27 protein-coding genes are annotated in these 24459 nt (G+C 53.2%); 9 read left to right on the top strand and 18 right to left on the bottom strand.

The annotated features are described in order from the left end of the window. The first annotated feature begins 290 nt into the window (after window positions 1-290). Window positions 291-1505, top strand: coding sequence for an alanine transaminase AlaA (alaA, locus tag V6E55_RS09750; RefSeq protein WP_008500204.1), 1215 nt, complete (start codon window positions 291-293; stop codon window positions 1503-1505). A gap of 94 nt (window positions 1506-1599) precedes the next feature. Next, window positions 1600-2199: a 5'-deoxynucleotidase gene (gene yfbR, locus V6E55_RS09745; protein WP_028016242.1), complete on the top strand. Its 600-nt coding sequence runs from the start codon at window positions 1600-1602 to the stop codon at window positions 2197-2199. Window positions 2200-2239: 40 nt separating this feature from the next. Here the strand turns inward: yfbR and V6E55_RS09740 are convergent, their stop codons facing one another. The 4 genes from V6E55_RS09740 to yfbV form a co-directional block, all read right to left on the bottom strand. Further along, window positions 2240-4072: an SLC13 family permease gene (locus V6E55_RS09740; RefSeq protein ID WP_236919682.1), complete on the bottom strand. Its 1833-nt coding sequence runs from the start codon at window positions 4070-4072 to the stop codon at window positions 2240-2242. A gap of 76 nt (window positions 4073-4148) precedes the next feature. Beyond that, on the bottom strand, window positions 4149-4808 hold the full coding sequence (locus V6E55_RS09735; protein WP_236919681.1) for a sugar phosphatase: 660 nt from the start codon (window positions 4806-4808) through the stop codon (window positions 4149-4151). An 11-nt stretch (window positions 4809-4819) separates the two neighbouring features. Beyond that, window positions 4820-5314, bottom strand: coding sequence for a YfbU family protein (locus tag V6E55_RS09730; RefSeq protein WP_008502874.1), 495 nt, complete (start codon window positions 5312-5314; stop codon window positions 4820-4822). Between the two features lie 92 nt (window positions 5315-5406). Further along, complete coding sequence (gene yfbV, locus V6E55_RS09725; RefSeq protein WP_028016238.1) at window positions 5407-5862, bottom strand: terminus macrodomain insulation protein YfbV; 456 nt, start codon at window positions 5860-5862, stop codon at window positions 5407-5409. Window positions 5863-6199: 337 nt separating this feature from the next. Between yfbV and ackA the strand changes: the two genes are divergently transcribed. Both ackA and pta read left to right on the top strand, forming a co-directional pair. Continuing rightward, entirely contained in the window at window positions 6200-7402 is a 1203-nt protein-coding gene (ackA, locus tag V6E55_RS09720) for an acetate kinase (protein ID WP_114977643.1), read from the top strand. A 76-nt stretch (window positions 7403-7478) separates the two neighbouring features. After that, window positions 7479-9620, top strand: a complete 2142-nt coding sequence (gene pta / locus V6E55_RS09715; protein WP_114977642.1) for a phosphate acetyltransferase — start codon at window positions 7479-7481, stop codon at window positions 9618-9620. 46 nt (window positions 9621-9666) lie between these two features. Here pta and V6E55_RS09710 read toward each other — a convergent pair whose 3' ends face one another. From V6E55_RS09710 to V6E55_RS09690, 5 genes are all read right to left on the bottom strand, one after another. Continuing rightward, on the bottom strand, window positions 9667-10620 hold the full coding sequence (locus V6E55_RS09710; protein ID WP_129995283.1) for a transketolase family protein: 954 nt from the start codon (window positions 10618-10620) through the stop codon (window positions 9667-9669). Continuing rightward, window positions 10613-11443: a transketolase gene (locus V6E55_RS09705; RefSeq protein WP_129995282.1), complete on the bottom strand. Its 831-nt coding sequence runs from the start codon at window positions 11441-11443 to the stop codon at window positions 10613-10615. The genes V6E55_RS09710 and V6E55_RS09705 overlap by 8 nt, the downstream gene beginning before the upstream one ends. Continuing rightward, a complete protein-coding gene (locus V6E55_RS09700; RefSeq protein ID WP_129995281.1) occupies window positions 11440-12831 on the bottom strand; it encodes a PTS ascorbate transporter subunit IIC in 1392 nt (463 codons plus the stop codon). Before V6E55_RS09700 ends, V6E55_RS09705 begins: the two co-directional genes overlap by 4 nt. Window positions 12832-12852: 21 nt before the next feature. Next, window positions 12853-13125 carry a PTS sugar transporter subunit IIB gene (locus V6E55_RS09695; protein ID WP_003861447.1) on the bottom strand — a complete coding sequence of 91 codons (273 nt, stop codon included), beginning with the start codon at window positions 13123-13125 and terminating at the stop codon, window positions 12853-12855. Window positions 13126-13205: 80 nt separating this feature from the next. Further along, entirely contained in the window at window positions 13206-13649 is a 444-nt protein-coding gene (locus V6E55_RS09690; RefSeq protein ID WP_129995280.1) for a PTS sugar transporter subunit IIA, read from the bottom strand. Window positions 13650-13884: 235 nt separating this feature from the next. Between V6E55_RS09690 and V6E55_RS09685 the strand changes: the two genes are divergently transcribed. Beyond that, window positions 13885-14904, top strand: coding sequence for a LacI family DNA-binding transcriptional regulator (locus V6E55_RS09685; RefSeq protein WP_114977636.1), 1020 nt, complete (start codon window positions 13885-13887; stop codon window positions 14902-14904). A gap of 3 nt (window positions 14905-14907) precedes the next feature. Here the strand turns inward: V6E55_RS09685 and yfcD are convergent, their stop codons facing one another. The 3 genes from yfcD to yfcF are packed head-to-tail and all read right to left on the bottom strand — an operon-like array spanning window position 14908 to window position 16770. Next, window positions 14908-15462, bottom strand: coding sequence for an NUDIX hydrolase YfcD (gene yfcD, locus V6E55_RS09680; RefSeq protein ID WP_028016230.1), 555 nt, complete (start codon window positions 15460-15462; stop codon window positions 14908-14910). Between the two features lie 55 nt (window positions 15463-15517). After that, window positions 15518-16069 carry a phosphodiesterase gene (gene yfcE, locus V6E55_RS09675; RefSeq protein ID WP_129995279.1) on the bottom strand — a complete coding sequence of 184 codons (552 nt, stop codon included), beginning with the start codon at window positions 16067-16069 and terminating at the stop codon, window positions 15518-15520. Window positions 16070-16125: 56 nt separating this feature from the next. Continuing rightward, window positions 16126-16770, bottom strand: coding sequence for a glutathione transferase (yfcF, locus tag V6E55_RS09670; RefSeq protein WP_129995278.1), 645 nt, complete (start codon window positions 16768-16770; stop codon window positions 16126-16128). 139 nt (window positions 16771-16909) lie between these two features. Between yfcF and yfcG the strand changes: the two genes are divergently transcribed. From yfcG to V6E55_RS09650, 4 genes are all read left to right on the top strand, one after another. Next, complete coding sequence (gene yfcG, locus V6E55_RS09665) at window positions 16910-17539, top strand: GSH-dependent disulfide bond oxidoreductase (protein WP_129995277.1); 630 nt, start codon at window positions 16910-16912, stop codon at window positions 17537-17539. 75 nt (window positions 17540-17614) lie between these two features. After that, a complete protein-coding gene (gene folX, locus V6E55_RS09660) occupies window positions 17615-17983 on the top strand; it encodes a dihydroneopterin triphosphate 2'-epimerase (protein ID WP_028016226.1) in 369 nt (122 codons plus the stop codon). Window positions 17984-17996: 13 nt separating this feature from the next. Continuing rightward, on the top strand, window positions 17997-18890 hold the full coding sequence (locus V6E55_RS09655; RefSeq protein WP_316942712.1) for a TIGR01777 family oxidoreductase: 894 nt from the start codon (window positions 17997-17999) through the stop codon (window positions 18888-18890). A gap of 44 nt (window positions 18891-18934) precedes the next feature. Continuing rightward, window positions 18935-19444, top strand: coding sequence for a GNAT family N-acetyltransferase (locus tag V6E55_RS09650; RefSeq protein ID WP_129995276.1), 510 nt, complete (start codon window positions 18935-18937; stop codon window positions 19442-19444). A 36-nt stretch (window positions 19445-19480) separates the two neighbouring features. Here V6E55_RS09650 and hisP read toward each other — a convergent pair whose 3' ends face one another. The 6 genes from hisP to V6E55_RS09620 all read right to left on the bottom strand — a co-directional run bounded on the left by hisP (window position 19481) and on the right by V6E55_RS09620 (window position 24403). After that, the gene (gene hisP, locus V6E55_RS09645; protein WP_028016220.1) at window positions 19481-20254 is read right to left on the bottom strand and encodes a histidine ABC transporter ATP-binding protein HisP; all 774 of its coding nucleotides are present in this window, start codon (window positions 20252-20254) and stop codon (window positions 19481-19483) included. A gap of 8 nt (window positions 20255-20262) precedes the next feature. Beyond that, window positions 20263-20979 carry an ABC transporter permease gene (locus V6E55_RS09640; protein WP_028016219.1) on the bottom strand — a complete coding sequence of 239 codons (717 nt, stop codon included), beginning with the start codon at window positions 20977-20979 and terminating at the stop codon, window positions 20263-20265. Then, on the bottom strand, window positions 20976-21662 hold the full coding sequence (locus tag V6E55_RS09635) for a histidine ABC transporter permease HisQ (RefSeq protein WP_114977630.1): 687 nt from the start codon (window positions 21660-21662) through the stop codon (window positions 20976-20978). Before V6E55_RS09635 ends, V6E55_RS09640 begins: the two co-directional genes overlap by 4 nt. Window positions 21663-21750: 88 nt before the next feature. Next, window positions 21751-22533: a histidine ABC transporter substrate-binding protein HisJ gene (hisJ, locus tag V6E55_RS09630; protein ID WP_008502592.1), complete on the bottom strand. Its 783-nt coding sequence runs from the start codon at window positions 22531-22533 to the stop codon at window positions 21751-21753. A 226-nt stretch (window positions 22534-22759) separates the two neighbouring features. Continuing rightward, a complete protein-coding gene (gene argT, locus V6E55_RS09625) occupies window positions 22760-23542 on the bottom strand; it encodes a lysine/arginine/ornithine ABC transporter substrate-binding protein ArgT (protein WP_316942711.1) in 783 nt (260 codons plus the stop codon). A gap of 291 nt (window positions 23543-23833) precedes the next feature. After that, window positions 23834-24403: a UbiX family flavin prenyltransferase gene (locus V6E55_RS09620; RefSeq protein WP_047346638.1), complete on the bottom strand. Its 570-nt coding sequence runs from the start codon at window positions 24401-24403 to the stop codon at window positions 23834-23836. Window positions 24404-24459 lie beyond the last annotated feature (56 nt).

Raw genomic sequence — 24459 nt, 5'->3', positions numbered from 1 at the left:
AAAGTCACGCAGCGTAACTTACCCACGGTACTGCTCGCCACTTATTTTCACCAGCACAATATACAGTATTTTTTCAAATTAACAGTACAATCAACCTAAGCATGTGCTATGTGCATAACTTTAAGACAGTAAAGCTGTGCATTAATAGCGAAATAGATTCACCAGACTTTTGCTCTCTTCACAAAATCTTCTACTGCACACCCTTCAAAACGAAGCGAGGGGGGAGTACATTATTCCGTGCTGACTTCCACGGCAGGGAGTGGCAATAATAGCGAAAAGGTTAAAGGTTCATGTCCCCTATCGAAAAATCCAGCAAGCTAGATAACGTCTGTTATGACATCCGCGGTCCGGTTCTGAAAGAGGCAAAACGCCTTGAAGAAGAAGGCAATAAGGTTCTGAAACTCAACATTGGTAACCCTGCGCCATTTGGTTTTGAAGCGCCGGATGAAATTCTGGTTGATGTGATCCGTAACCTGCCCACCGCACAAGGCTATTGCGACTCAAAAGGACTTTACTCCGCGCGTAAAGCCATCATGCAGCACTACCAGGCACGCGGTATGCGCGATGTTACCGTTGAAGATATCTACATCGGCAACGGTGTCTCTGAACTGATCGTGCAGGCGATGCAGGCACTGCTAAACAGTGGCGACGAGATGCTGGTACCTGCGCCGGATTATCCGTTGTGGACGGCGGCCGTATCTCTGTCCAGTGGGAAAGCGGTGCACTATTTGTGCGACGAGTCTTCTGACTGGTTCCCTGATCTCGATGATATTCGCGCGAAAATTACCCCTCGTACGCGTGGCATCGTGATTATTAACCCGAACAACCCAACGGGTGCGGTTTATTCCAAAGAACTTCTGATGGAGATCGTCGAGCTCGCCCGTCAGCACAACCTGATCATCTTTGCCGACGAAATTTACGACAAGATCCTGTATGACGCGGCGCAGCACCACTCTATCGCCGCGCTGGCCCCGGACCTGCTGACCGTTACCTTTAACGGTCTGTCTAAAACCTACCGTGTGGCGGGTTTCCGTCAGGGCTGGATGGTATTGAACGGCCCTAAAAAGCACGCGAAAGGCTATATTGAAGGGCTGGAGATGCTGGCCTCAATGCGTTTATGTGCCAACGTACCAGCGCAACACGCGATCCAGACGGCGCTCGGTGGCTATCAGAGCATTAGTGAGTTTATTGTCCCTGGCGGTCGTCTGTACGAACAGCGTAACCGTGCATGGGAACTGATCAACGACATCCCTGGTGTCTCCTGTGTGAAGCCAAACGGGGCACTCTACATGTTCCCGAAAATCGACGCGAAGCGCTTCAATATTCATGACGACCAGAAAATGGTGCTTGATTTCCTGTTACAGGAAAAAGTGCTGCTGGTTCAGGGAACGGCATTTAACTGGCCGTGGCCAGATCATGTCCGTATCGTTACGCTGCCGCGCGAAGATGATCTCGAAATGGCCATCAGCAGATTCGGGCGATTCCTTTCCGGCTATCATCAGTAATCTTAAAAATCAGGCTACCTCGGTAGCCTGATTTGCATCTTCCCTCCCCTCCCCGCACAATGAAGTCTGTCGCAGTGAAGACAAAAGGTACCTTATGAGTCAGAGTCATTTCTTTGCCCATCTCTCCCGCCTGAAACTCATCAACCGCTGGCCGCTGATGCGCAACGTGCGCACTGAGAATGTATCGGAGCACAGTTTGCAGGTTGCCATGGTTGCTCACGCGCTGGCCGCCATTAAAAACCGCAAATTTAACGGCCAGGTCAACGCGGAACGCATTGCCTTGCTGGCGATGTACCATGACGCGTCTGAAGTGCTGACCGGCGATCTGCCTACGCCTGTGAAATATTTCAACTCACAGATTGCGCAGGAATATAAGGCCATCGAGAAAATTGCCCAGCAGAAGCTGATAGATATGGTGCCGGAGGAGTTACGCGATATCTTTGAGCCACTGATCGATGAGCACCAGTACACGGAAGATGAAAAGTCACTGGTAAAACAGGCCGACGCACTCTGCGCCTATCTGAAGTGTCTGGAAGAGCTGTCTGCGGGGAATAACGAATTTTTACTGGCGAAAACGCGTCTGGAGAAAACGCTGGAATCCCGCCGCAGCGAAGAGATGGATTATTTTATGCAGGTGTTCGTACCAAGCTTCCATTTATCGCTGGACGAGATTAGTCAGGATTCGCCGTTGTAATTTTTGCCGGGTAAGGCGAAGCCGCCACCCGGCAAAATTCTCAGAACGGGAACAGGACCGGTATCAATACCACGCACACCAGCATCACCAGCACGGTGAACGGCACGCCCAGTTTCACAAAATCGCTGAATCGGTAGTTCCCTGGCCCCAGTACAAGGGTATTGACCGGTGAAGAGACTGGCGTCATAAACGCTGCTGAGGCCGCCATCGCCACCATCATCGCAAAGGGATACGGTGACACGCCCATGGATTTCGCCATCGCCAGCGCAATCGGCGCCATCAATACCGCCGTCGCGGTGTTTGAGATAAACAGACCGATGGTGGCGCACATAATAAACAGGCAGACCATCATCATGTACGGCCCATACCCGCCGCCAACGTCCATCAAACCTTTAACAATCAGATCCACCCCGCCGGTTTTTTGCAGCGCCAGGGCGAAGGGCATCATGCCGACAATTAATATAATGCTCGGCCAGTGAATCGCTTTATAAGCACTTTCGGCATCAATACAGCGGAATTTGCCCATCAGCAAACAAGCAATAATCGCCGCCACAGGATTAGGAATTTCATCGGTCAGCATCAGCGCGACCATTAGCACCAGACAAAAAATAGCGTGGGGAGCCTGACTGTGAGCCGGAGAGGCATCGCTCTCTTCAACTGGCATGTTGAGCACCACAAAATCGCGCCCTTTTTGCCCGAGCTGGCTGATGAGCTTCCAGTTACCGACGACCAGAAAAATATCCCCCAACTGGATAGGCTCATCCACGACGGCCCCTTCCATCGCGACACCATCACGCTTCAATCCCACCACGTTTAAACCATAGCGGGTTCGGAAGCCGATTTCGCGCACGGTTTTGCCCAGTAATTCCGATTCCGGAATCAGCGACACTTCGGCCATGCCGACATCAAGCGCCTGGTCTGAAAAATACTCCCCGCGCAGCACCATCGGCTCCAGCATTTGCTCGCTGCAGAATTCGCGCAGATCCACATCTGCGGTGGACATATCAATCAGCAGGACATCCCGCGCACGAAATTCCGAAACCCCGTTGACGTTGACGATAACCCGGCGAAAACGACGCCAGCGCTCTACACCGATCACATTCGCGCCATAACGCTCACGCAGCCTCAGGTCGTCAAGCCGCTGCCCGACCATCGGCGAGCCGGGACGAATGGCCAGACGGCGGGCACGCCCGGTGAGACGGTACTCTTTGATCAGATCGCGGAAGGTACGTCGCTTCCAGCCCTCTTTGGTTTTATCCTGCTTTTCCCCTTTCAGAGCAAAACGAGTCAGCAGCATGTAGACCACACCCAACAGCAGAATGACCAGCCCAAGTGGGGTGACGCTGAAAAAACTGAACCCCTGGAATCCTTCCCGGATCAGCTCGCTGTTAACAACCAGGTTCGGCGGCGTTGCCACCAGCGTCATCATACCGCTGATCAAACCGGCAAAACTCAGCGGCATCATCAGGCGCGACGGCGAGGTCTGCATCCGCATGGAGACACTCAGCACCACCGGGATAAAAATCGCGACCACGCCCGTTGAGCTCATAAACGCCCCCAGCCCGGCAACGGTCAGCATCAGATAGATCAACATCTTTGTTTCACTGCTACCGGCCACCTTCACCAGCCATGCACCCATGATGGTCGCTACGCCGGTGCGCACCAAACCATCACCAATAATAAACAGGGCGGCAATCAGAATGACGTTGGGATCGCTGAACCCGGAGAAGGCTTCCGGCAGCGTGAGCGTACCGCTCAGCACAAAAGCAACGATGATAAACAAGGCGACCGCATCCATGCGAACCTTGCCCGTGGCGAAAAGAATGATGGCGATTAAAAGCAGGCTAAGGACCCAAATCAGTTCACCGTTCACAACATGTCCTTGTCAGTGGGAGATGAGACTTTTTTACCATAAAAAAGCCCCAACAATGTGGGGCTATATCATGGGATTACATTTTCAGCGAGACGGTTACAACGCCGTCAGGTGCTTTTGAAACAGCCAGTGCCGTCAAGGAATCGAGCACAAAGTCCGCTTCAGTCAGCCGGGGGGAGTCCGTCGGAACGTTGACGGCGATAACGTGGCTACCGGCGTTTAAACCGGCCAGGATGCCTGCCGCTGCATCTTCCACCACTACACACTCTGCCGGAGGGAGCCCCAGCAATTCAGCACCCAGTAAAAAGGCGTCGGGTTCAGGCTTTCCGCGCTTTACGCGCTCTGCCGTAATAAACACTTCGGGCGTTGGCAGGCCTGCCGCCTTGTGTCGGGCGTGAGCAACCGGCACGGAACCGGAGGTGACAATCGCCCACGGGATCTGTGCCTCGTTCAGATGCTCAAGCAGTTCGCGTGCCCCTGGTAATGCAGTGATGCCGTCCGTATCGGTGGCTTCAATGTGTTCCAGGTATTTGAACTCCGCCTGAATGTCGTCCTCAGAGCGCCCGGCCAGGAAGTGCCTTAACGAGGTTATGGCCTGTTTGCCATGGATAAAATTCAGCACCTCCTGATGGTCGATGCCATGTCTGTCAGCCCAATGGCACCAGGAGCGCTCCACAACCGGTAGCGAATCCACCAGCGTACCGTCCAGATCAAACAGAAAACCTCTACACTGCACACGCACCTCCGTCAGGCATTAATGATTTGTTGAATTTCGTTGCTGCTTAAATGGTACTGGCGCGGACAGGCGTGCCACGCGCTCAACATGCGTTGGTATTTATCCCACATTGGGGTCTGCGCGTTGAAACCGTGGGTGCCCGCATCAAAGTGGGTATAACGTCCTTCGGTATTCACCATAAAGCGAACATAGCTCAGATAACGCGCTTCCGTCGCGGCATCAAAGCCTAAGAAGGTAACACGACGTTCGTCAATGGACTGCTGATCTTTAAGATTCGTCCAGGACACATGCAGGGCGTGATACATCTCCATAATGTCGATCACGATGCGGCAGGTTTCTTCTTTCAGCTCACCAAACTCGCGATCCAGTTCGCGCATTTGCAAACCAAAGCCGCGTTCGACGATGGTCTGCAGGCGGCTGTAGCGCGCAGCGTTATCGGGATCAAGCATAGTCATCATCTTGTACTGGTTAGACAAAATCAGACGTTGAGCATGGGTCATTTCCATCTTTCGACTCCTGTAGCGCATTGCACTTTAAAAAAAAGACACGGTAACTGATTGTTACTGTGCCTTCTTTTAATAGTCGTTTCGATGATCAATCACAAATCATCGAGGAATGTTTTATCAAGTTGCTTAAAAGCTCGCTTAAGTGTGTCGGCCAGCGCCTGGTAATCCGGCTTACCTTCGACCGGGGCGAGCGCCTGGCCTGCCTCTTCCAGTTTTCCGCGCACTTCATAAAACCAGTGTAAAATAGAAGGCGGAAGCGGTGTGATGGAGCGTTTACCTAACCACCAGAGCCCCTGCATTGGCAGACTTAACGCGAAGAGCGCCGTCGCGACCGCCGGACCAAGCTGACCACCCAACGCGATTTGCCAGCACAGGGTAAAGATAGCAACGGGAGGCATAAATCGAATCGCATAGCGCGTTGCGCGGATGGTGCGATTCTCTATAAACATGGGTGCAAGACGCTTTTCCATCGGCCACGTCTTTGCGTAATGCTGTCCCCGACGAAACAGACTAAAGAAATTTACGGTCGGGTTCTCTGGTGTCGACATGGCTGTACCTCAACTTCACATATAAAAATTAAAATTTTCGTGCAAAACCACAACAGGCTATGACAACGTTCAAAATATTTTGTCATCCCTACCCCGTATCGGGTATCCTGTGCCAGCCTGATAGGGCCATAGACGAGAATCATTAACTCGTCAAATTATCGCATATTATGCCATTGTCTGAAAAATGTTCAAAATGGCATAAAATCATAGGTATTTCTTTCATCATGCCAGAATGTTCGTTTGGCATGATGTTAATCATAAATGTCTGAGTCATCATGCGTTACGCTGTTAGACTCACTGACGTTTTTTTAGCCACGTATCAATAATAGGTACTTCCATGTCGAGTAAGTTAGTACTGGTTCTGAACTGCGGTAGCTCCTCACTGAAATTCGCCATCATCGATGCGCTCAACGGTGACGAATACCTCTCTGGTTTGGCCGAATGTTTCCATCTGCCTGAAGCACGTATCAAGTGGAAGATGGACGGCAGCAAACAAGAAGCGGCTTTAGGTGCAGGCGCCGCTCACAGTGAAGCGCTGAACTTTATCGTTAACACTATTCTGGCACAAAAACCAGAACTGTCTGCTCAGCTGACTGCGATTGGTCACCGTATCGTCCACGGCGGCGAAAAATACACCAGTTCCGTCGTGATCGACGAAACTGTTATTCAGGGCATCAAAGATGCTGCCTCATTTGCACCGCTGCACAACCCGGCGCATCTGATCGGTATCGCTGAAGCGCTGAAATCCTTCCCGAATCTGAAAGATAAAAACGTGGCCGTGTTTGACACCGCGTTCCATCAGACTATGCCGGAAGAGTCTTACCTCTATGCCCTGCCATACAGCCTGTACAAAGAGCACGGTGTTCGTCGTTACGGCGCACACGGCACCAGCCACTTCTATGTAACTCAGGAAGCGGCAAAAGTACTGAATAAGCCAGTTGAAGAACTGAACATCATCACCTGCCACCTGGGCAACGGTGGTTCTGTTTCTGCTATCCGCAACGGTAAATGCGTTGATACCTCCATGGGTCTGACTCCACTGGAAGGTCTGGTGATGGGTACCCGTTCCGGTGACATCGACCCGGCAATCATCTTCCACCTGCACGACACCCTGGGCATGAGCGTTGACCAGATCAACAAAATGCTGACCAAAGAGTCTGGCCTGCTGGGTCTGACCGAAGTCACCAGCGACTGCCGTTACGTTGAAGACAACTACGCAGAAAAAGAAGACGCTAAACGTGCAATGGACGTTTACTGCCACCGTCTGGCGAAGTACATCGGCTCTTACACTGCGCTGATGGAAGGCCGTCTGGACGCAGTTATCTTCACCGGTGGTATCGGTGAGAACGCGGCAATGGTGCGTGAACTGTCCCTGGGCAAACTGGGCGTTCTGGGCTTCGACGTTGATCACGAGCGTAACCTGGCTGCCCGTTTCGGCAAGTCTGGCTTCATCAACAAAGAAGGCACCCGCCCAGCTATCGTTATCCCAACTAACGAAGAGCTGGTCATCGCGCAAGACGCAAGCCGTCTGACCGCCTGATTCCACACCGCCAGCTCTGCTGGCGGTGCTGTTTTGTAACCCGCCCAATGTCGGCGGTAACGAAAGAGGATAAACCGTGTCCCGTACTATTATGCTGATCCCTACCGGAACCAGCGTCGGCCTGACCAGTGTCAGCCTTGGCGTTATCCGTGCTATGGAACGCAAAGGCGTTCGTCTGAGCGTCTTTAAGCCAATCGCCCAGCCTCGTGCCGGTGGCGATGCGCCAGACCAGACCACCACCATCGTTCGTAAAAACTCCAATCTGCCAGCGGCTGAACCGCTGAAGATGAGCCACGTTGAATCTCTGCTGTCCACTAACCAGAAAGACGTGCTGATGGAAGAGATCATCGCCAACTACCACGCTAACACGCAAGACGCGGAAGTGGTGCTGGTTGAAGGTCTGGTCCCGACCCGCAAACACCAGTTTGCCCAGTCTCTGAACTTCGAAATCGCGAAAACCCTGAACGCAGAGATCGTTTTCGTGATGTCTCAGGGCACTGACACCCCAGAGCAGCTGAACGAGCGTATCGAACTGACTCGCAGCAGCTTCGGCGGCGCGAAAAACACCAACATCACTGGCGTAATCGTTAACAAACTGAATGCGCCAGTTGATGAGCAGGGCCGTACTCGCCCTGATCTGTCCGAGATCTTCGACGACTCCTCCAAAGCGAAAGTCATCAAAGTTGACCCGGCTAAACTGCAGGAATCCAGCCCGCTGCCAGTACTTGGCGCGGTACCATGGAGTTTCGATCTGATTGCCACCCGTGCAATCGACATGGCGCGTCACCTGAACGCCACCATCGTTAACGAAGGCGACATCAATACCCGCCGCGTGAAGTCCGTGACCTTCTGTGCGCGTAGCATTCCGCACATGCTGGAACACTTCCGCGCAGGTTCCCTGCTGGTGACCTCCGCAGATCGTCCTGACGTACTGGTTGCAGCGTGCCTGGCCGCGATGAACGGCGTGGAAATCGGTGCTATCCTGCTGACCGGTGCCTACGAGATGGACCCACGCGTGAGCAAGCTGTGCGAACGCGCGTTCGCCACTGGCCTGCCAGTATTCATGGTGAACACCAACACCTGGCAGACCTCCCTGAGCCTGCAGAGCTTCAACCTGGAAGTGCCGGTTGATGACCACGAGCGTATCGAGAAAGTTCAGGAATACGTTGCTGGCTACATTAACGCAGACTGGATCGAATCCCTGACGGCGACCTCCGAGCGCAGCCGTCGTCTGTCTCCTCCTGCATTCCGTTACCAGCTGACCGAGCTGGCGCGTAAAGCGGGCAAACGTGTTGTTCTGCCAGAAGGCGACGAACCACGTACCGTTAAAGCGGCGGCTATCTGTGCAGAGCGCGGCATCGCGACCTGCGTGCTGCTGGGCAACCCGGACGAGATCAACCGCGTTGCGGCATCTCAGGGCGTTGAACTGGGTACAGGCATCGAAATCGTTGACCCGGAAGTGGTTCGCGAAAGCTATGTTGCACGTCTGGTTGAGCTGCGTAAGAGCAAGGGTATGACCGAAGCCGTTGCGCGTGAACAGCTGGAAGACAACGTAGTGCTGGGTACGCTGATGCTGGAGCAGGACGAAGTTGATGGCCTGGTTTCCGGTGCTGTTCACACTACTGCGAACACCATCCGTCCACCGCTGCAGTTGATCAAAACCGCTCCAGGTAGCTCTCTGGTTTCTTCCGTGTTCTTCATGCTGCTGCCTGAACAGGTTTATGTTTACGGTGACTGTGCGATTAACCCGGATCCAACTGCAGAGCAGCTGGCTGAAATCGCTATCCAGTCTGCTGACTCCGCGATTGCCTTCGGTATCGAACCACGTGTGGCAATGCTCTCCTACTCTACCGGTACCTCTGGTGCAGGTAGCGATGTAGAGAAAGTCCGTGAAGCAACTCGTCTGGCGCAGGAAAAACGTCCTGACCTGATGATCGATGGCCCGCTGCAGTACGATGCTGCGGTTATGGCTGACGTTGCGAAATCCAAAGCGCCGAACTCTCCGGTTGCAGGTCGCGCGACCGTGTTCATCTTCCCTGATCTGAACACCGGTAACACCACCTACAAAGCGGTACAGCGTTCTGCAGACCTGATCTCCATCGGGCCAATGCTGCAGGGTATGCGCAAACCTGTGAACGACCTGTCCCGTGGTGCGCTGGTTGACGATATCGTCTATACCATCGCGCTGACCGCGATCCAGTCTTCGCAGCAGCAGTAATTTATTCACTGCACGAAAAAGGCGACCACTTGGTCGCCTTTTTTATTTACAGCAGCTCTCTTGCCGCCGACACAATGTCAAGTGCCGTCAGGCCGTACTCTTTTTGCAGGAAATCCTGAGTACCCACCTGGCCGTAACGCTCCTTCACGCCCACGCGCCGCATCGGTACCGGACACGTCTCCACCAGCACTTCCGCCACCGCCGACCCCAACCCGTTGTGGATGCTGTGGTTTTCGCAGGTCACAATACGCCCGGTTTTCTCGGCGTAGTTTTTCACCAACATCCGATCGATCGGCTTCAGGGTAAACATGTCGATGACCGCCGCGCTAACACCCTCCTGCTCCAGCTGACGCGCCGCTTCCAGTGCTTCAGCCACCATGATGCCATTGGCAATCAGGGTAATATCAGTTCCTTCACGCAGCACATTGCCTTTGCCAATGGTAAACGTCGAGCCAGGCGCGTACACGCTCGGTGCCTGCTTACGGATGGTGCGCACCCAGTAGAACCCTTCAAGGTCGATAAGCTGGCGCAGCACGTCCTCAAACATCACTGCGTCCGTCACTTCCAGCACCACTGAATGCGCCAGACCGCGCACGATACCCATGTCTTCAAACGACATATGCGTTCCGCCGTTATGACAGGCCGTCACACCCGCATCAGAGGCTATCACCTTCACGTTGTTGCGCTGGTAGTCAAGGGACATAAACAACTGGTCAAAACAGCGACGACTGGCGAAAGCGGTAAAGGTGTGAACAAACGGTTTGCGCCCGGTAAGTGACAGTCCTGCCGCCGTCCCAATCACGTTCGCTTCCATGATGCCGCAGTTAATCACATGCTGCGGATAATCACGCGCCACGCTATCCATCGCCATCGAGCTCATCAGATCCGCTTCCAGGGCGATAATCTCACTCCCCGCCTCAATCTGCTTAGCCACAAAACCCGCGTAGACTTTACGCATCTCAATGGCATCTTTCTGTCCTGCAGGTGCAACCTTAATCATGAGTTTCCTCCAGTTGGCGGATCGTCTCGTTGAGGGCCGCTTTACTCTCGGCGGTCAATCGCAGATGGTGCGAGTTACTGAGTTGCTCCAGATACGGCACCCCCTGCCCTTTAATGCTGTCCAGGATCACCACCCGCGGGCGCGCATCTTTCGCCGGAACCAGAGAAGTCACTTCCAGCAGCGCCGGAATATCGCCCCCTTTGACCGTCACCACGTCATAACCAAAGGCGCGGAATTTTCCTTCCAGGTCGAACACGCAGATAATATCGTCCAGCTCGCCATCCAGCTGCTGCTTGTTCCAGTCCACGAATATCGTCAGGTTATTCAGACGATGGTGCGCAATAAACTGGAACGCCTCCCAGCACTGCCCCTCGTTTAATTCGCCGTCCCCCACGATGCAAAAGACTCTGTTCGGCCGCCCAGCCAGCTTGTGCGACAGCGCCATGCCCCCGGCAATGGAAATACCCTGTCCCAAGGAGCCTGTGGTGGCATCCACACCACGCGTTTTCAGGCGGTCCGGATGGCTGGGCAGACGGGTACCGTTCTGGTTCAGCGTGCTCAGCTCTTCCATCGGGAAATAGCCTTTGATCGCCAGCGTACTGTAGAGTGCCGGGCCCGCATGACCTTTCGACAGGACAAAATAGTCACGCTCTGGCCAGTCCGGATCCGCCGGGTCAATTTTCATCACCGCACCGTACAGCACGGCCAGGGTCTCAACCACTGACATACTGCCGCCGTAGTGCCCAAACCCCAGTTGTGTCAGGGATTTCAGCGTCTCAAGGCGAATCTGGCGTGCGAGTTCGGTTATCTCATTCTGATTCATGATTTGGCTCCGGTGTTTTCCTGCGCATTACCCTCTGCAGGTTTGTTTTTCGCGAAGACGTTGTACGCCACCAGCAGCGCGAACAACGCCACAACCAGCCCGGTAATGGCAAGCGGCGACAGGAAGCGCGCCAGGTTGCCGAGCACAATCCCTACGGCGCCGAAATCAGCGTCCGAGAAGGTCGTGTTAGCAAAGCCAATTGCGCCCAGCACCGGCAGCAACAACACTGGCAGGAAGGTGATCAACAACCCATTGGCAAAGGCACCTATCATTGCCCCACGACGTCCACCGGTGGCGTTACCAAACACACCCGCCGTTGCGCCAGTGAAGAAGTGCGGCACTACGCCCGGGAGGATCAGCACCCAGTTAAACTGGCCGCAAATGATCAACCCCACAATCCCACCCAGGAAGCTGAACAGGAAGCCAATCAGCACCGCGTTTGGTGCATACGGATAGACCACCGGGCAGTCCAGCGCCGGGCGTGCATTAGGCACCAGTTTTTCCGAGAAGCCGGTAAAGGCCGGAACGATCTCCGCCAGGATCAGGCGCACACCCTGCAGGATGATGAACACGCCCGCTGCGAAGGTAATCGCCATGATGATGGCGTAGACCAGGTAATTCTGGCCGCCGCTGAAGGTGGCCTCAACGTATTCACGCCCGGCACTCACCGCCATGATCAGATAGATAATCATCATGGTCAGCGAGATGGAGATAGAACTGTCGCGCAGGAAGCTCAGGTTCTTCGGCAGGTTCATCTCTTCGGTTGAGCGGGAGCCTTTGCCAACCTTGCTGCCAATCCAGCCGGAAAGCACATAGCCCAGCGTGCCGAAGTGACCGAAGGCGATATCGTCGTTACCGGTGATACGCTTCATATAACGCTGCGCGATGGCCGGGAAGAAGGCCATTACCAGACCAAGGATCAGCGAACCGGTAAAGACCAGCCCTACGCCTTCAAAGCCCGCTACCGTCAGGATCACACCAATCATGCACGCCATGTAAAAGGTGTGATGCCCGGTCAGGAAGATATACTTCAGGCGGGTAAAGCGAGCGACGATAATATTCGCCACCATCCCAAAGGCCATAATCAGTGCGGTCGCTGCACCGTATTTTTCCAGCGCAATCGACACAATCGCTTCATTGTTTGGAATAATCCCCTGGATAGTAAAAGCGTGCTCAAACATACCGCCTAAAGGATTTAATGACCCTACCAGTACTGTGGCACCACCACCCAGCACAATAAAGCCCAGGATAGTTTTAATTGTCCCTTTCACCACGTCCGAAAACGCTTTTTTCTGTGCAAGCAGACCGATTAACGCAATTAACCCCACCAGCACAGAAGGGACTTTTAATATATCAACAACGAAATTCAGCGTTTCAAGGATAAACATATCCACCTCGCCTTATCAGGGTTATTGTCTTTCGAACCAGGCGCGCAGCTGCGCTTCAAGCTCGTTGATGTCGATGATGTTGTTGATCACCACCAGCTGGCTTTCCGGCACGCTGGCGCTGGCCGCAATGTCTTTTGCCATCACGAACAGGTCGGCCGCGCCCGGTGTGGCCGAGGAGAGATCGGAGTGTTCAACCTCAGCTTCAATCTCCAGCTTTTTGAGCACCTTTTTAATATTCATTTCAACCATAAAACTACTGCCCAGGCCAGAGCCGCAAATAGCCATGATTTTCATTGTTGTCCCCTTTTTTTTGAGTAAAGCACGCCCCATCACGCCGGTGCGTAATGTTGTAAAAATCGGATTAAATAATTAAATCAGAAGCGGTCAATAATCGTTTTAATTTCCTCCAGGGTATTCGCCTGATGTAATTCGACCATATCTTCATCGCTGGAAAACAGCTCAGCCAGCGCAGAAATCATCTCGATATGGCTATGTTTGTCCGGCGCCGCGAGCATAATAATGACATCGACAGGGTCAAACTCACCGGCACCAAACGAGACGCCCTGTTTTAGTTTTAATAATGACAGCCCCAATCCTTTGGCTCCTTCCTCCGGCCGCGCATGCGGCATCGCCAGCCCTGGTGCCAGCACATAGTAAGGTCCTAATGTACGATGTTGCTCAACGATCGCCGTGACGTATTCCGGCGCGATAACCTGCAGATCCAGCAACGGTTTTGCGCATATCTCCAGCGCCTGCGGCCAGCTTTCAACGCTTTCCTGAATCGTAATGGTTGCATCATATATCCATTTTTTCAGCACTTTTCACTCCCGCCACACTGCAAAAGATGAGCAAACTTTATTCAACACATCAATACCTGACTGCGATCAAGATCACAAAGATAGCGCTACCAATCGCTAACATTCAGAAATGTGATAGCGCTATCAAATTGTAATCATGGTGTGAAATCACAGCAAAAAAAGGGATTTAGGGCGTATACTGCCTGTCACGTGAAACGAAGGAAAATAAGAACGCGTCTGGTCAGCAGGAAGGTGTATGTCTCTAACCCGAAAACGGCGCAGTACCGGAAAAGTGACACTCGCCGATGTCGCACAGCTAGCCGGTGTGGGCACGATGACCGTGTCCCGTGCACTCCGCACGCCTGAACAAGTTTCCGATAAACTGCGAGAAAAAATTGAAGCTGCGGTGCAAGAGTTGGGTTATATGCCCAATCTTGCGGCCAGTGCACTGGCCTCAGCCTCGTCATGGACGATTGCGATGGTCGTTCCTAATCTCTCCGAGGCCGGTTGCTCGGAGATGTTCGCCGGGCTACAGCAGGTGCTGCAGCCTGCCGGTTATCAGATCATGCTGGCAGAATCCCAGCATCGTCTTGAACAGGAAGAGAAGCTGCTGGAGACACTGCTGGCGTCGAATATTGCCGCCGCCATTTTGCTCAGCGTTGAACATACTGACACCGTTCGCCACTGGTTGAAAAATGCCTCCATTCCGGTGGTGGAAATGGGGGCCATGCGTGCCGATCCGATTGATATGAATATCGGGATTGATAACGTAGCAGCCATGTACGAACTGACGGAAATGGTGATTAAACGCGGCTATCAAAATATTGGTCTGCTGTGCGCCAACCAGGAACAGTGGATTTTCCAGCAGCATTTACAGGGCTGGTACAAAGCAATGCTTCGCCACCATATGTCACCGAACCGGGTCATTAACGCCGCCATGCCGCCAGTTTTCTCGACCGGTGCCGCGCAACTGCCCGAATTCCTGCTGGCGTGGCCTGAGCTGGATGCGCTGGTGTGCGTCTCAGACGAACTGGCCTGCGGTGCTCTGTATGAGTGTCAACGCAGACGTATTAAGGTACCAGACGATCTGGCGGTAGTGGGATTTGGCGATAGCGATGTCAGCCGTGTCTGTCAGCCACCGCTGACGACGATGGCAGTTCCCCATCGCAAGATTGGGATCGAAGCCGGGAAAGCATTACTGGAGCGTCTGAATGACGGAGACTGGCGCGATCAAAAACCCATCGCGTCCAGTCTGTGTCTGAGAGAGAGTTGCTAAGGCTTACTCAGCCTCTTCCTCTTTCTCTGATTTGGTCGACTCGTTATTCGCGTTACGGCTCATCCACAGTGCCAGCGCTTTTAATGAATCTGGAGTGAACTCGTCGCAACGCGCGGTAATTTCTTCCGGCGTCATCCAGTTCACTTCGCTGACTTCTTCTTCCTGCAGGGCAAACGGCCCGTGAGAGACGCAGCTAAACAGCCCGCCCCAGACACGGCAGTTTTCATCCTCGAAATAGAACTGGCCATGTTCGGCAAACGGTACGCCCGCAATACCTAACTCTTCTTCCGCTTCACGACGCGCTGAATCCAGCAGCACTTCATCTGCCTGGACCACACCGCCTGCAGTGGCATCCAGCATACCCGGGAGAAAATCTTTGGTGTCCGTGCGGCGCTGAACCAGAATTTTACCCATACCGTCGTGAACAACGATATATGTCGCACGATGACGCAGACGCTCCGCACGCATTTGTTCGCGGCTGGCCTGCGCGATCACTTCATTCTCTTCGCTGACAATGTCAACCCACTCTGTACTTGCCAAATGATTCTGCTCCACCATCGGGAAACCTTCTCGTCTAAGCGCTCTTTCGGCGCGTTTGCAGTTGAGGTGTAACTTACGGATTAATCGCTACCTGCGCAATAACTTGCTGATCATTAAGTGCGATAACACTTAACGTATTTCCATCGAGCATGCCATAGCTCGCAGGGTATCCGCCTTTGGGTATGCTTACCGACCCCGGGTTAAAGTGATAAATCTCACCGCGCTTTTCAGCAACCGGAATATGAGTATGACCGTAAACCAGGACATCGCCAGCCGCCAGCGCCGGGAGATTATCCGGGCTAAAAAGATGCCCATGCGTCAGAAACAGGCGACTTTTTTCCAGCAGTACCTGTTGCCACGGCGCGGTAAGGGGAAAATGCAGCAGCATCTGGTCCACTTCGCTGTCACAGTTGCCGCGAACGGCGATGATGCGCGAGGCAGACTGGTTGAGTTTTTCCGCCACTTGCGCCGGGGCATAACCTTCCGGCAGCGCATTACGCGGGCCATGATTTAACACATCACCCAAAATAATCAGCCACTGCGCACCGTTTTGCGCAAACAGGGAAAGAACACGCTCGGTAGCGGGCAGCGATCCATGGATATCCGACGCAAACATCAGTTTCATCAGTCACTCCTCGGGAAAACAAACTGCCCTTATCATACCTGAAGCGCCAGGGGTTATCAGCCCGCACGCTTAGCGGAGAGTGCCACATAGCGCTGCACAGAAGCTCGCTGCCATTGAAACGCAGCATAATCCACCAGCAGTTGCGGCACTTCATCGCCGTTGAGGATCAAGCGGTTTAACATCAATGCCAGATCGGTATCAGCAATACACCACTCCCCAAACAGGTTCGGGTTGCCATGCGCAAGCAGTGAAGTGGCGGTTTCAATCAGTTTTTGCGCGCTTTCTGTGCCTTCTGCGCTCAGGGCTGGCTTTTTCACCCCGGCAAACACGACGTCCGTCGAGCGTTCCACACGAATCGGTACCAGATCGCTACGCAGCCACGCCTGGATCTGCCTCGCCCTGGCACGCTTTTGCAGATCGTGAGGATAGATGCGCTCCCATTCTGGTGGCGCGAACCGATCTTCCAGATATTCATCAATCGCTGACGATTCGCTCAGCGCAAATCCATCAATTTCCAGCACCGGTACGCGTCGGGTCAGGTCATAACCCTGCCACTGCGGTTTGAGATGTTCACCACCATCAAGATCAACGGTCTTCAGCGTAAAAGTGAGCCCTTTTTCGGCCAGCGCAACATATACGCTCATTACATAGGGAGAAAAGAAATTCGCATCGGACCACAACGTGATTACAGGCTGGTTCATAACATCCTCATAGGCTGATCGGTTTTTACTCAACATATAATCTCTTTGCCTCGCTGTCACTTGATGAAAACTCACGATTTACAACAACCACCTATACTCATTTTCATGACACCATTATTCACATGGAGAGGCGTTGAAAATGATCGACCTTTATTATGCCCCTACCCCAAACGGCCAAAAGATCACCCTCTTTCTTGAAGAAGCCGAACTGGATTACAGGATCATTCGCGTGGATATCAGCAAAGGTGAACAATTCAGCCCTCTCTTTCTGGCTATCTCACCAAACAATAAAATTCCAGCCATCATTGATAACCAGCCAGCAGATGGGGGCAGACCATTGAGTCTGTTTGAATCCGGTGAAATTTTGCTCTATCTGGCGGAAAAAACCGGCAAACTGTTGAGCGGTGAATTGCGCGAACGTCACCATACCTTGCAATGGCTGTTCTGGCAGGCGAGCGGACTGGGTCCCATGTTGGGGCAAAATCACCATTTTACCGCTTACGCCCCGCAGCCCATTCCCTATGCGATAGAACGCTACCAGGTTGAAACTCAACGGCTCTACGGTGTCCTGAATCGTCGACTGGAGAAAACGCCATGGCTCGGGGGCGATCATTACAGTATTGCTGATATTGCCTGCTGGCCATGGGTGAATACCTATGAAAAGCACCGGATTGACCTGGCCTCTTACCCGGCAGTGAACAACTGGTTTGAGCGTATTCGGACCCGCCCGGCCACCGAACGCGCAATGCAAAAAATCCAGCAGATTTAACCTGATATGAGGCTGGGTGCCTGCGAACCTCTCATGTATTATGAGCAGGAAATACTGACACGGAGAAGACCTGCAATGTCACAGCCAGACGCTATTATTCGTATAAAAAATTTACGCTTGCGTACCTTCATCGGTATCAAAGAGGAAGAGATCGCCAACCGTCAGGATATTGTCATTAATGTGGTCATCCACTACCCGGCAGATAAAGCGCGGGCCAGTGAAGACATTAATGATGCGCTGAACTACCGCACGATAACCAAAAACATCATCCAGTACGTGGAAAATAACCGCTTCTCTCTGCTGGAAAAATTAACTCAGGATGTGCTCGACATCGCACGCGAACATCACTGGGTCACTTATGCTGAAGTAGAGATCGATAAACTTCACGCCCTGCGTTACGCCGATTCCGTCTCCATGACGTTAAGCTGGCAACACCAGGCGTAAACCTGGAGGTTGTATGAAGATTTTGCTGACCGGCGGTACAGGACTGATTGGTCGTCATCTCGTTGCGCGCCTGCAGGCGCTGCATCACGACATTACCGTTGTGACGCGCAGCCCGGAGAAAGCGCGCCAGGTGCTTGGGACAGGTATCGACATCTGGAAAAATCTGTCCGAGCAGCAAAATCTGGACGGCTTTGACGCAGTCATCAACCTGGCAGGTGAACCCATCGCCGACAAACGCTGGACGGAAGAGCAAAAACAGCTGCTTTGCAGCAGTCGGTGGAACATTACCGAAAAGCTGGTCGAGCTTATTCGCAATAGCCACACGCCGCCTTCGGTGTTGATTTCAGGCTCAGCAGTGGGCTATTACGGCGATCTCGGCGAAGTGGTAGTGACCGAGGAAGAGCCGCCCCATAACGAGTTTACCCACAAACTCTGCGCCCAGTGGGAACGCATTGCCTGTGCCGCGCAGAGCGATCATACCCGTGTCTGCCTGTTGCGAACCGGCGTCGTGCTTGCGCCGAAAGGTGGCATTCTGGCGAAGATGCTTCCCCCTTTCAGGCTCGGGCTCGGCGGGCCAATCGGTAATGGCCGCCAGTATATGGCGTGGATCCACATTGACGATATGGTGAACGGCATTCTCTGGCTGCTGGATAACGATCTACGCGGGCCATTTAATATGGTTGCACCGTATCCGGTGCGTAATGAACAGTTTGCTCATGCGCTGGGGCACGCCCTGCATCGTCCGGCGATTTTACGTGTCCCTGCAACGGTAATTCGCCTGATAATGGGTGAAGCATCGGTGCTGGCATTAGGCGGGCAACGGGCGCTGCCAAAACGGCTGGAAGCGGCCGGGTTTGCGTTCCGCTGGTATGACTTAGAAGAAGCGCTGGAGGATGTGGTGCGGTGAATATGCTACATTCATACGCCATGTCCAGATGAAATGGCGTAATAATGGCAACCATCACCACACCCCGGCTTCACCTCACCCCTTTCGAACCCTCTGACTGGGCCTTCTTCCGCTCACTGCGAGAAGATCGCAGCATCATGCGCTATATGGCCGCCATCGCGCCGGAAAAAGAGACCCGACGCGTGTTTGCCGCGCGACTCGCTGCTGCTCATGTATTTGTCATTCGCTTCCAGGATGATGATACGCCGCTTGGTGATATTGGCCTGCAAATCAGCCCTGAGAATCGTGAAGAGGCCGATATCGGCTATACCGTCGTGCCTGCTGCTCAGGGACAAGGCATCGCCAGCGAGGCACTGCGCGCGGTGTGTAATTACGCGTTTAATCAGACTGGCGTGAAAGCAATTAACGCGTATGTGCTGGCGGATAACGGCGGCTCGGTGCGGGTATTAGAGAAAGCCGGATTTGTGCGTACGCAGGTACTGGAAAAGGCGTATGAGATTGACGGCGTGCGCTATGACGACTGGGTGTATCGGCTTGAGTGCGGGGCGGTTTGATGCCCTCACCCACCGGGAGAGGGCGAAAGGAAAAATCTACTTCAGTGAGCCCTTCAGGAACTGCTGCAAACGCGGGCTTTGCGGATTTGCCAGCACCTCGTCCGGATGCCCCTGCTCTTCTATTTTCCCCTGATGCAGGAAGATAACGTGGTTCGAGACGTTACGGGCGAAGCCCATCTCGTGCGTTACCACCACCATCGTTTTCCCCTCTTCGGCCAGCTTCTGCATGATGCGCAGCACTTCGCCAACGAGTTCAGGGTCCAGTGCGGAAGTTGGTTCGTCGAACAACAGCACCTCGGGTTCCATCGCCAGCGCGCGGGCGATAGACACACGTTGCTGCTGACCACCGGAGAGATGCACCGGGTATTTCATCTGCTGGCGCTCGTCGATACCCACTTTCGCCAGGTATTTTACCGCACGCTCGCGGGCTTCTTGCTTGCTCAGGCCAAGCACCTGAACGGGTGCTTCCATTACGTTCTCCAGCACCGTCATATGGCTCCAGAGATTGAAATGCTGGAAGACCATGGTCAGACGCGTACGCAACAGGCGCAGTTGGTTCTTATCTGCAACCTTCAGTTGACCGTCTTTATCACGTACCAGATTGATATTCTGCCCGCTCACCACAATCGAGCCTTCACTCGGTTTTTCGAGGAAGTTAATGCAGCGCAGGAAGGTACTTTTCCCCGAGCCGGATGAGCCGATGATACTGATCACGTCGCCCGCATTCGCCTGCAGCGACACCCCTTTCAGCACTTCATGTTCGCCGTAGCGTTTGTGCAAATCAATAACGTTTAATTTGTTCTCAGCCATCATCTTTCTCAGTGCGTCGAAGAAGGTTTTATATGCTGTAACCAGCGTTTTTCAGCCTTACGGAACAGGCTAATCAGAACATAAGAGATAATTAAATAGAGCACTGCCGCAATGCCAAACGCAGTAAACGGCTGATAGGTCGCGGAGTTAATATCGCGCGCAATTTTAAGCAGATCCGGTACCGTCGCGGTAAAGGCAAGCGCGGTGGAGTGCAGCATCAAAATAACTTCGTTACTGTACGCCGGTAGCGCGATACGCAGCGCCGACGGCAGAATAATGCAGCGGTAAAGTTTCACTGACGAGAAACCGTACGCACGTGCCGCTTCGATTTCCCCGTAAGGCACGGAACGAATTGCCCCCGCGAAAATCTCGGTGGTGTAGGCGCAGGTATTGAGCGTCAACGCCAGCACCGTACAGTTCAGGCCACTGCGGAAGAACGCATTCAGCATCTCAGTGCCTTTTACGATCTCCAGCGTGTACATCCCCGAATAGAACACCAGCAGCTGCACGTACAGCGGTGTGCCGCGAAACACATAGGTAAACAGCCAGATCGGGAACTGGATATATTTATTGTTCGACACGCGGCCAATGGCAAGAAACACCGCCAGAATGCCGCCCATCACCACGGAGGAGATCAGCAGCCAGAGCGTAATCGCCACGCCGGTAAAGCGATAGCCATCTGTCCACAGCAGCGATTTCCAGTATTCCTGAATAATCTCAATCACAGGTCAGCCCTCTTCACACCCACGGAGTAGCGACGCTCGAGCAGAAGCAGCACACCATTGGAGACGGTCGTAAAGACCAGATAAATCACACCACAGACCACCGCAAAGTAGAACGGCTCCCAGGTGCTCTTGCCCGCCAGCTGAGTCGCTTTAACGACGTCTTCCAGACCGAGCAGCGAGACCAGCGCCGTCGCTTTGAGGATAACCTGCCAGTTGTTACCGATACCCGGAAGCGCGTAGCGCATCATGGCCGGGAACATGATTCGGCGAAACGTTTGTGAGGAGGTAAAACCAAATGCGGTTGCCGCCTCAATGTGACCTTTCGGCACGGCCATGTAAGCACCGCGGAAAGTTTCAGTGAAGTAGGCTCCGTAGATAAAACCGAGGGTGATAATACCAGCCACCATCGGGTCAATATCAATTTGTCCCATGCCCATCGCGTCCGTCGCGCTGTTCAGCGCAATCTGCAGACCGTAAAAGATAAGCAGCATCAGCACCAGATCAGGAACACCGCGAATGAGCGTGGTATAGCCTTCAAAAATTAACGCCAGTGGTTTGTTAGCTGAAAGCTTCGCACCGGCACCCGCCAGACCTATCAGCACCGCCAGCACCACGGAGCTGATAGCCAGCTCAAGGGTGACAAGCGCGCCCTGTAAAATAACGCCAGAAAATCCGTACAGCATACCGCGAGCCCTGTCGTATCGTGAGTGGTGGAACCGTGTCTTTTCCCCTCCCACTTCGGGAGGGGCCGCACGTTATTTGACGGGGCGATTAGCCGCCGTAAACATTAAAATCGAAGTATTTTTTCGCCAGTTTGTCGTACGTGCCGTCAGCGCGCATTTCGGCAAACGCTTTGTTCAGCGCTTCACGTAATTCGTTGTCTTCTTTACGCAGGCCCATACCGGTGCCCACGCCAAACAACTTCACATCCTTAATGGACGGGCCGCCAAACTTGTAATCTTTACCCACCGGCGTCTTCAGGAAGCCTTCGCTCGCCGCGACTTCATCCTGGAAGGCCGCATCAATACGGCCTGCCGTCAGGTCTGCGTAGATATTTTCCTGGCCCTGATACGAGACAATTTCAATCCCTTTCGGTGCCCAGTGTTCGTTACCGTAGGTTTCCTGCGTGGTGCCCTGCAGTACGCCAACACGTTTGCCTTTCAGCGATTCCAGTGTTGGTTGAATGTCAGACGATTTAGCTACCACCAGACGAGAATCGGCCGCGTAGAGTTTGTCAGTGAAGGCAATCTCCTGCTGGCGTTTTTCGGTGATAGAGAGCGAGGACATAATCACGTCGATTTTTTTGGCTTTCAGAGAAGGGATCAACGCGTCCAGTGGGTTCTCAACGTAGGTACACTGTGCTTTGATGCGTTTGCACAGCTCATTGGCCAGATCGATGTCAAAACCAACCAGTTCACCCTTAGAATTCTTTGACTCAAACGGAGCATAGGTAGGATCAGTACCAATACGAATTTTCTGCGGAATTGCTGCGAATGCCGCGGTGGCGCTGGAAAAGGCCAGTACCAGAGATAGTGACAACACGAGTTTTTTCATATCTGTCCTCAACAAACTGTCTTCATACGGGATTTTTACGACGACGGGGTGGTGCTAATGTGCCATCAATCCCCTCTGACAGGCAAAGATTAATGCCCTTCAGCTGGGATTTTTTGCATTATAAATGCTTAAGTATGCACATGACGATCCAATACAGTGCAATAAATGCACCGTAGTGGATCATTCACTCCCGAGGCGCACCTTTATGGTGCATATCCGTCAGGCATCAGTCGCCGTAAACGTTGAAGTCGAAGTATTTCTTCGCCAGTTTGTCGTAAGTACCGTCTTTACGCAGCTCTTCGAACGCTTTGTCAAAGGCGGCTTTCAGCTCGGTATCATCCTTGCGCAGGCCAATACCGGTACCGTCACCAAAGTACTTTTTGTCCTTCACTGACGGGCCTGCAAACGCGTAGTCTTTACCCGCAGGCTGCTTCAGGAAGCCTTCGCTTGCAGCCACTTCATCCTGGAATGCCGCATCCAGACGACCTGCTGCCAGGTCAGAGTAAATCAAATCCTGGTTCTGGTACGCGACGACGTCTACGCCCTTCTCACGCCAGTTTGCATTGGCGTAACCTTCCTGAGTTGACCCCTGAAGCACACCGACATGCTTGCCTTTCAGCGAGTCAATGGTTGGCTTGATAGGGGAACCTTTCGGCGCAATCAGACGAGAATCTGCGGCGTAGAGCTTGTCAGAGAAGGCAATCTCCTGCTGACGCTTTTCGGTGATGGAGAGAGAAGAGATAATGGCGTCGATTTTCTTGGCTTTCAGCGACGGAATTAATGCGTCGAAGTCGCTGCCCACCCATGTGCATTTCACCGCAATGCGTTTGCACATTTCATTTCCCAGGTCGATATCAAACCCCACAAAATCGCCTTTCGCATCCTTGGAAGAGAATGGCGCGTAGGTTGCGTCTGTACCGATACGAACTGTCTGTGGAAGCGCTGCGTAGCTACCTGCTGCCGCACTTAACCCCACCAGTAAAGACAGAGCCAGAACCGTCTTCTTCATACATTTACCCTCAAGTACCGTGATTTTATTATGTATTGTGTTGTGTGTTGTGTTGCAGGCTTCATCTTGCAGGTCTTATGCCACATTGCCGTCTGGTCAAAACTTCGACGTTAAATATGTTAATAAAACGTTGCGATATTGCCTTAATGGTGAAAGATAGCAGGTCTGCCGAACGAACCGGAAAGAGAAAAAGGGAAAAAACGAATTAAATGTCGAGGATATGATCGCCGTTGCATAATTGCCCTGAAACAGGGCAACGTCTCTTTTCATGCACCTTGTTTGTGCACAGAATCAAGCACCCTGCCAGCGAGTGAACAGATCTTCGGGCAGGTCGATATCAAACTGATCCAGTACGCGGTTAACGGTCTGGTTAATCACGTCATCCAGTGAGGTTGGGCGATGATAAAACGCCGGTACCGGTGGCATGATCACCGCACCCAGCTCGGCGGCCTGGGTCATTAAGCGCAAGTGGCCCAGATGCAGCGGTGTTTCCCGCACACAAAGCACAAGAGGGCGGCGTTCTTTCAACACCACATCTGCCGCGCGCGTCACCAGCGTGTCGGTATAGCTGTTCACAATGCCGGAGAGCGTTTTAATAGAACAGGGCAGGATAACCATGCCGGCGGTTTTAAATGAGCCTGAAGAGATGCTGGCGGCGATATCGCGGGCATCGTGAACGACATCTGCCAGTGCCTGAACGTCACGCAGGGAGAGATCGGTTTCCAGAGAGAGCGTTTGCCGTGCCGCCTGACTCATCACCAGATGGGTTTCCACTTCCGCCACGTTACGCAGAACCTGTAACAGACGTACGCCGTAAATCGCGCCACTGGCACCGCTGAGCCCAACAATGAGTCGTTTCATGATTTTCGCCCTTACTGATTTCAGGGCAGACTGTGCAGGATTTTGCGGGGAGTTGC

The sequence above is a fragment of the Enterobacter sp. 342 genome (genome assembly GCF_036663495.1).
Taxonomy (GTDB): Bacteria; Pseudomonadota; Gammaproteobacteria; order Enterobacterales; family Enterobacteriaceae; genus Enterobacter.
The sequence above is the reverse complement of the archived record's forward strand: the minus strand, read 5'-3'. Positions and strand labels throughout refer to the sequence as shown.

Coding starts and splice junctions, on each gene's coding strand:
- alaA (WP_008500204.1), top strand. CDS start 291: ATGTCCCCTATCGAAAAATCCAGCAAGCTAGATAACGTCTGTTATGAC.
- yfbR (WP_028016242.1), top strand. CDS start 1,600: ATGAGTCAGAGTCATTTCTTTGCCCATCTCTCCCGCCTGAAACTCATC.
- V6E55_RS09730 (WP_008502874.1), bottom strand. CDS start 5,314: ATGGAAATGACCCATGCTCAACGTCTGATTTTGTCTAACCAGTACAAG.
- yfbV (WP_028016238.1), bottom strand. CDS start 5,862: ATGTCGACACCAGAGAACCCGACCGTAAATTTCTTTAGTCTGTTTCGT.
- ackA (WP_114977643.1), top strand. CDS start 6,200: ATGTCGAGTAAGTTAGTACTGGTTCTGAACTGCGGTAGCTCCTCACTG.
- V6E55_RS09710 (WP_129995283.1), bottom strand. CDS start 10,620: ATGATTAAGGTTGCACCTGCAGGACAGAAAGATGCCATTGAGATGCGT.
- V6E55_RS09705 (WP_129995282.1), bottom strand. CDS start 11,443: ATGAATCAGAATGAGATAACCGAACTCGCACGCCAGATTCGCCTTGAG.
- V6E55_RS09700 (WP_129995281.1), bottom strand. CDS start 12,831: ATGTTTATCCTTGAAACGCTGAATTTCGTTGTTGATATATTAAAAGTC.
- V6E55_RS09695 (WP_003861447.1), bottom strand. CDS start 13,125: ATGAAAATCATGGCTATTTGCGGCTCTGGCCTGGGCAGTAGTTTTATG.
- V6E55_RS09685 (WP_114977636.1), top strand. CDS start 13,885: ATGTCTCTAACCCGAAAACGGCGCAGTACCGGAAAAGTGACACTCGCC.
- yfcD (WP_028016230.1), bottom strand. CDS start 15,462: ATGGTGGAGCAGAATCATTTGGCAAGTACAGAGTGGGTTGACATTGTC.
- yfcE (WP_129995279.1), bottom strand. CDS start 16,069: ATGAAACTGATGTTTGCGTCGGATATCCATGGATCGCTGCCCGCTACC.
- yfcF (WP_129995278.1), bottom strand. CDS start 16,770: ATGAACCAGCCTGTAATCACGTTGTGGTCCGATGCGAATTTCTTTTCT.
- yfcG (WP_129995277.1), top strand. CDS start 16,910: ATGATCGACCTTTATTATGCCCCTACCCCAAACGGCCAAAAGATCACC.
- folX (WP_028016226.1), top strand. CDS start 17,615: ATGTCACAGCCAGACGCTATTATTCGTATAAAAAATTTACGCTTGCGT.
- V6E55_RS09655 (WP_316942712.1), top strand. CDS start 17,997: ATGAAGATTTTGCTGACCGGCGGTACAGGACTGATTGGTCGTCATCTC.
- V6E55_RS09650 (WP_129995276.1), top strand. CDS start 18,935: ATGGCAACCATCACCACACCCCGGCTTCACCTCACCCCTTTCGAACCC.
- hisP (WP_028016220.1), bottom strand. CDS start 20,254: ATGGCTGAGAACAAATTAAACGTTATTGATTTGCACAAACGCTACGGC.
- V6E55_RS09635 (WP_114977630.1), bottom strand. CDS start 21,662: ATGCTGTACGGATTTTCTGGCGTTATTTTACAGGGCGCGCTTGTCACC.
- hisJ (WP_008502592.1), bottom strand. CDS start 22,533: ATGAAAAAACTCGTGTTGTCACTATCTCTGGTACTGGCCTTTTCCAGC.
- argT (WP_316942711.1), bottom strand. CDS start 23,542: ATGAAGAAGACGGTTCTGGCTCTGTCTTTACTGGTGGGGTTAAGTGCG.
- V6E55_RS09620 (WP_047346638.1), bottom strand. CDS start 24,403: ATGAAACGACTCATTGTTGGGCTCAGCGGTGCCAGTGGCGCGATTTAC.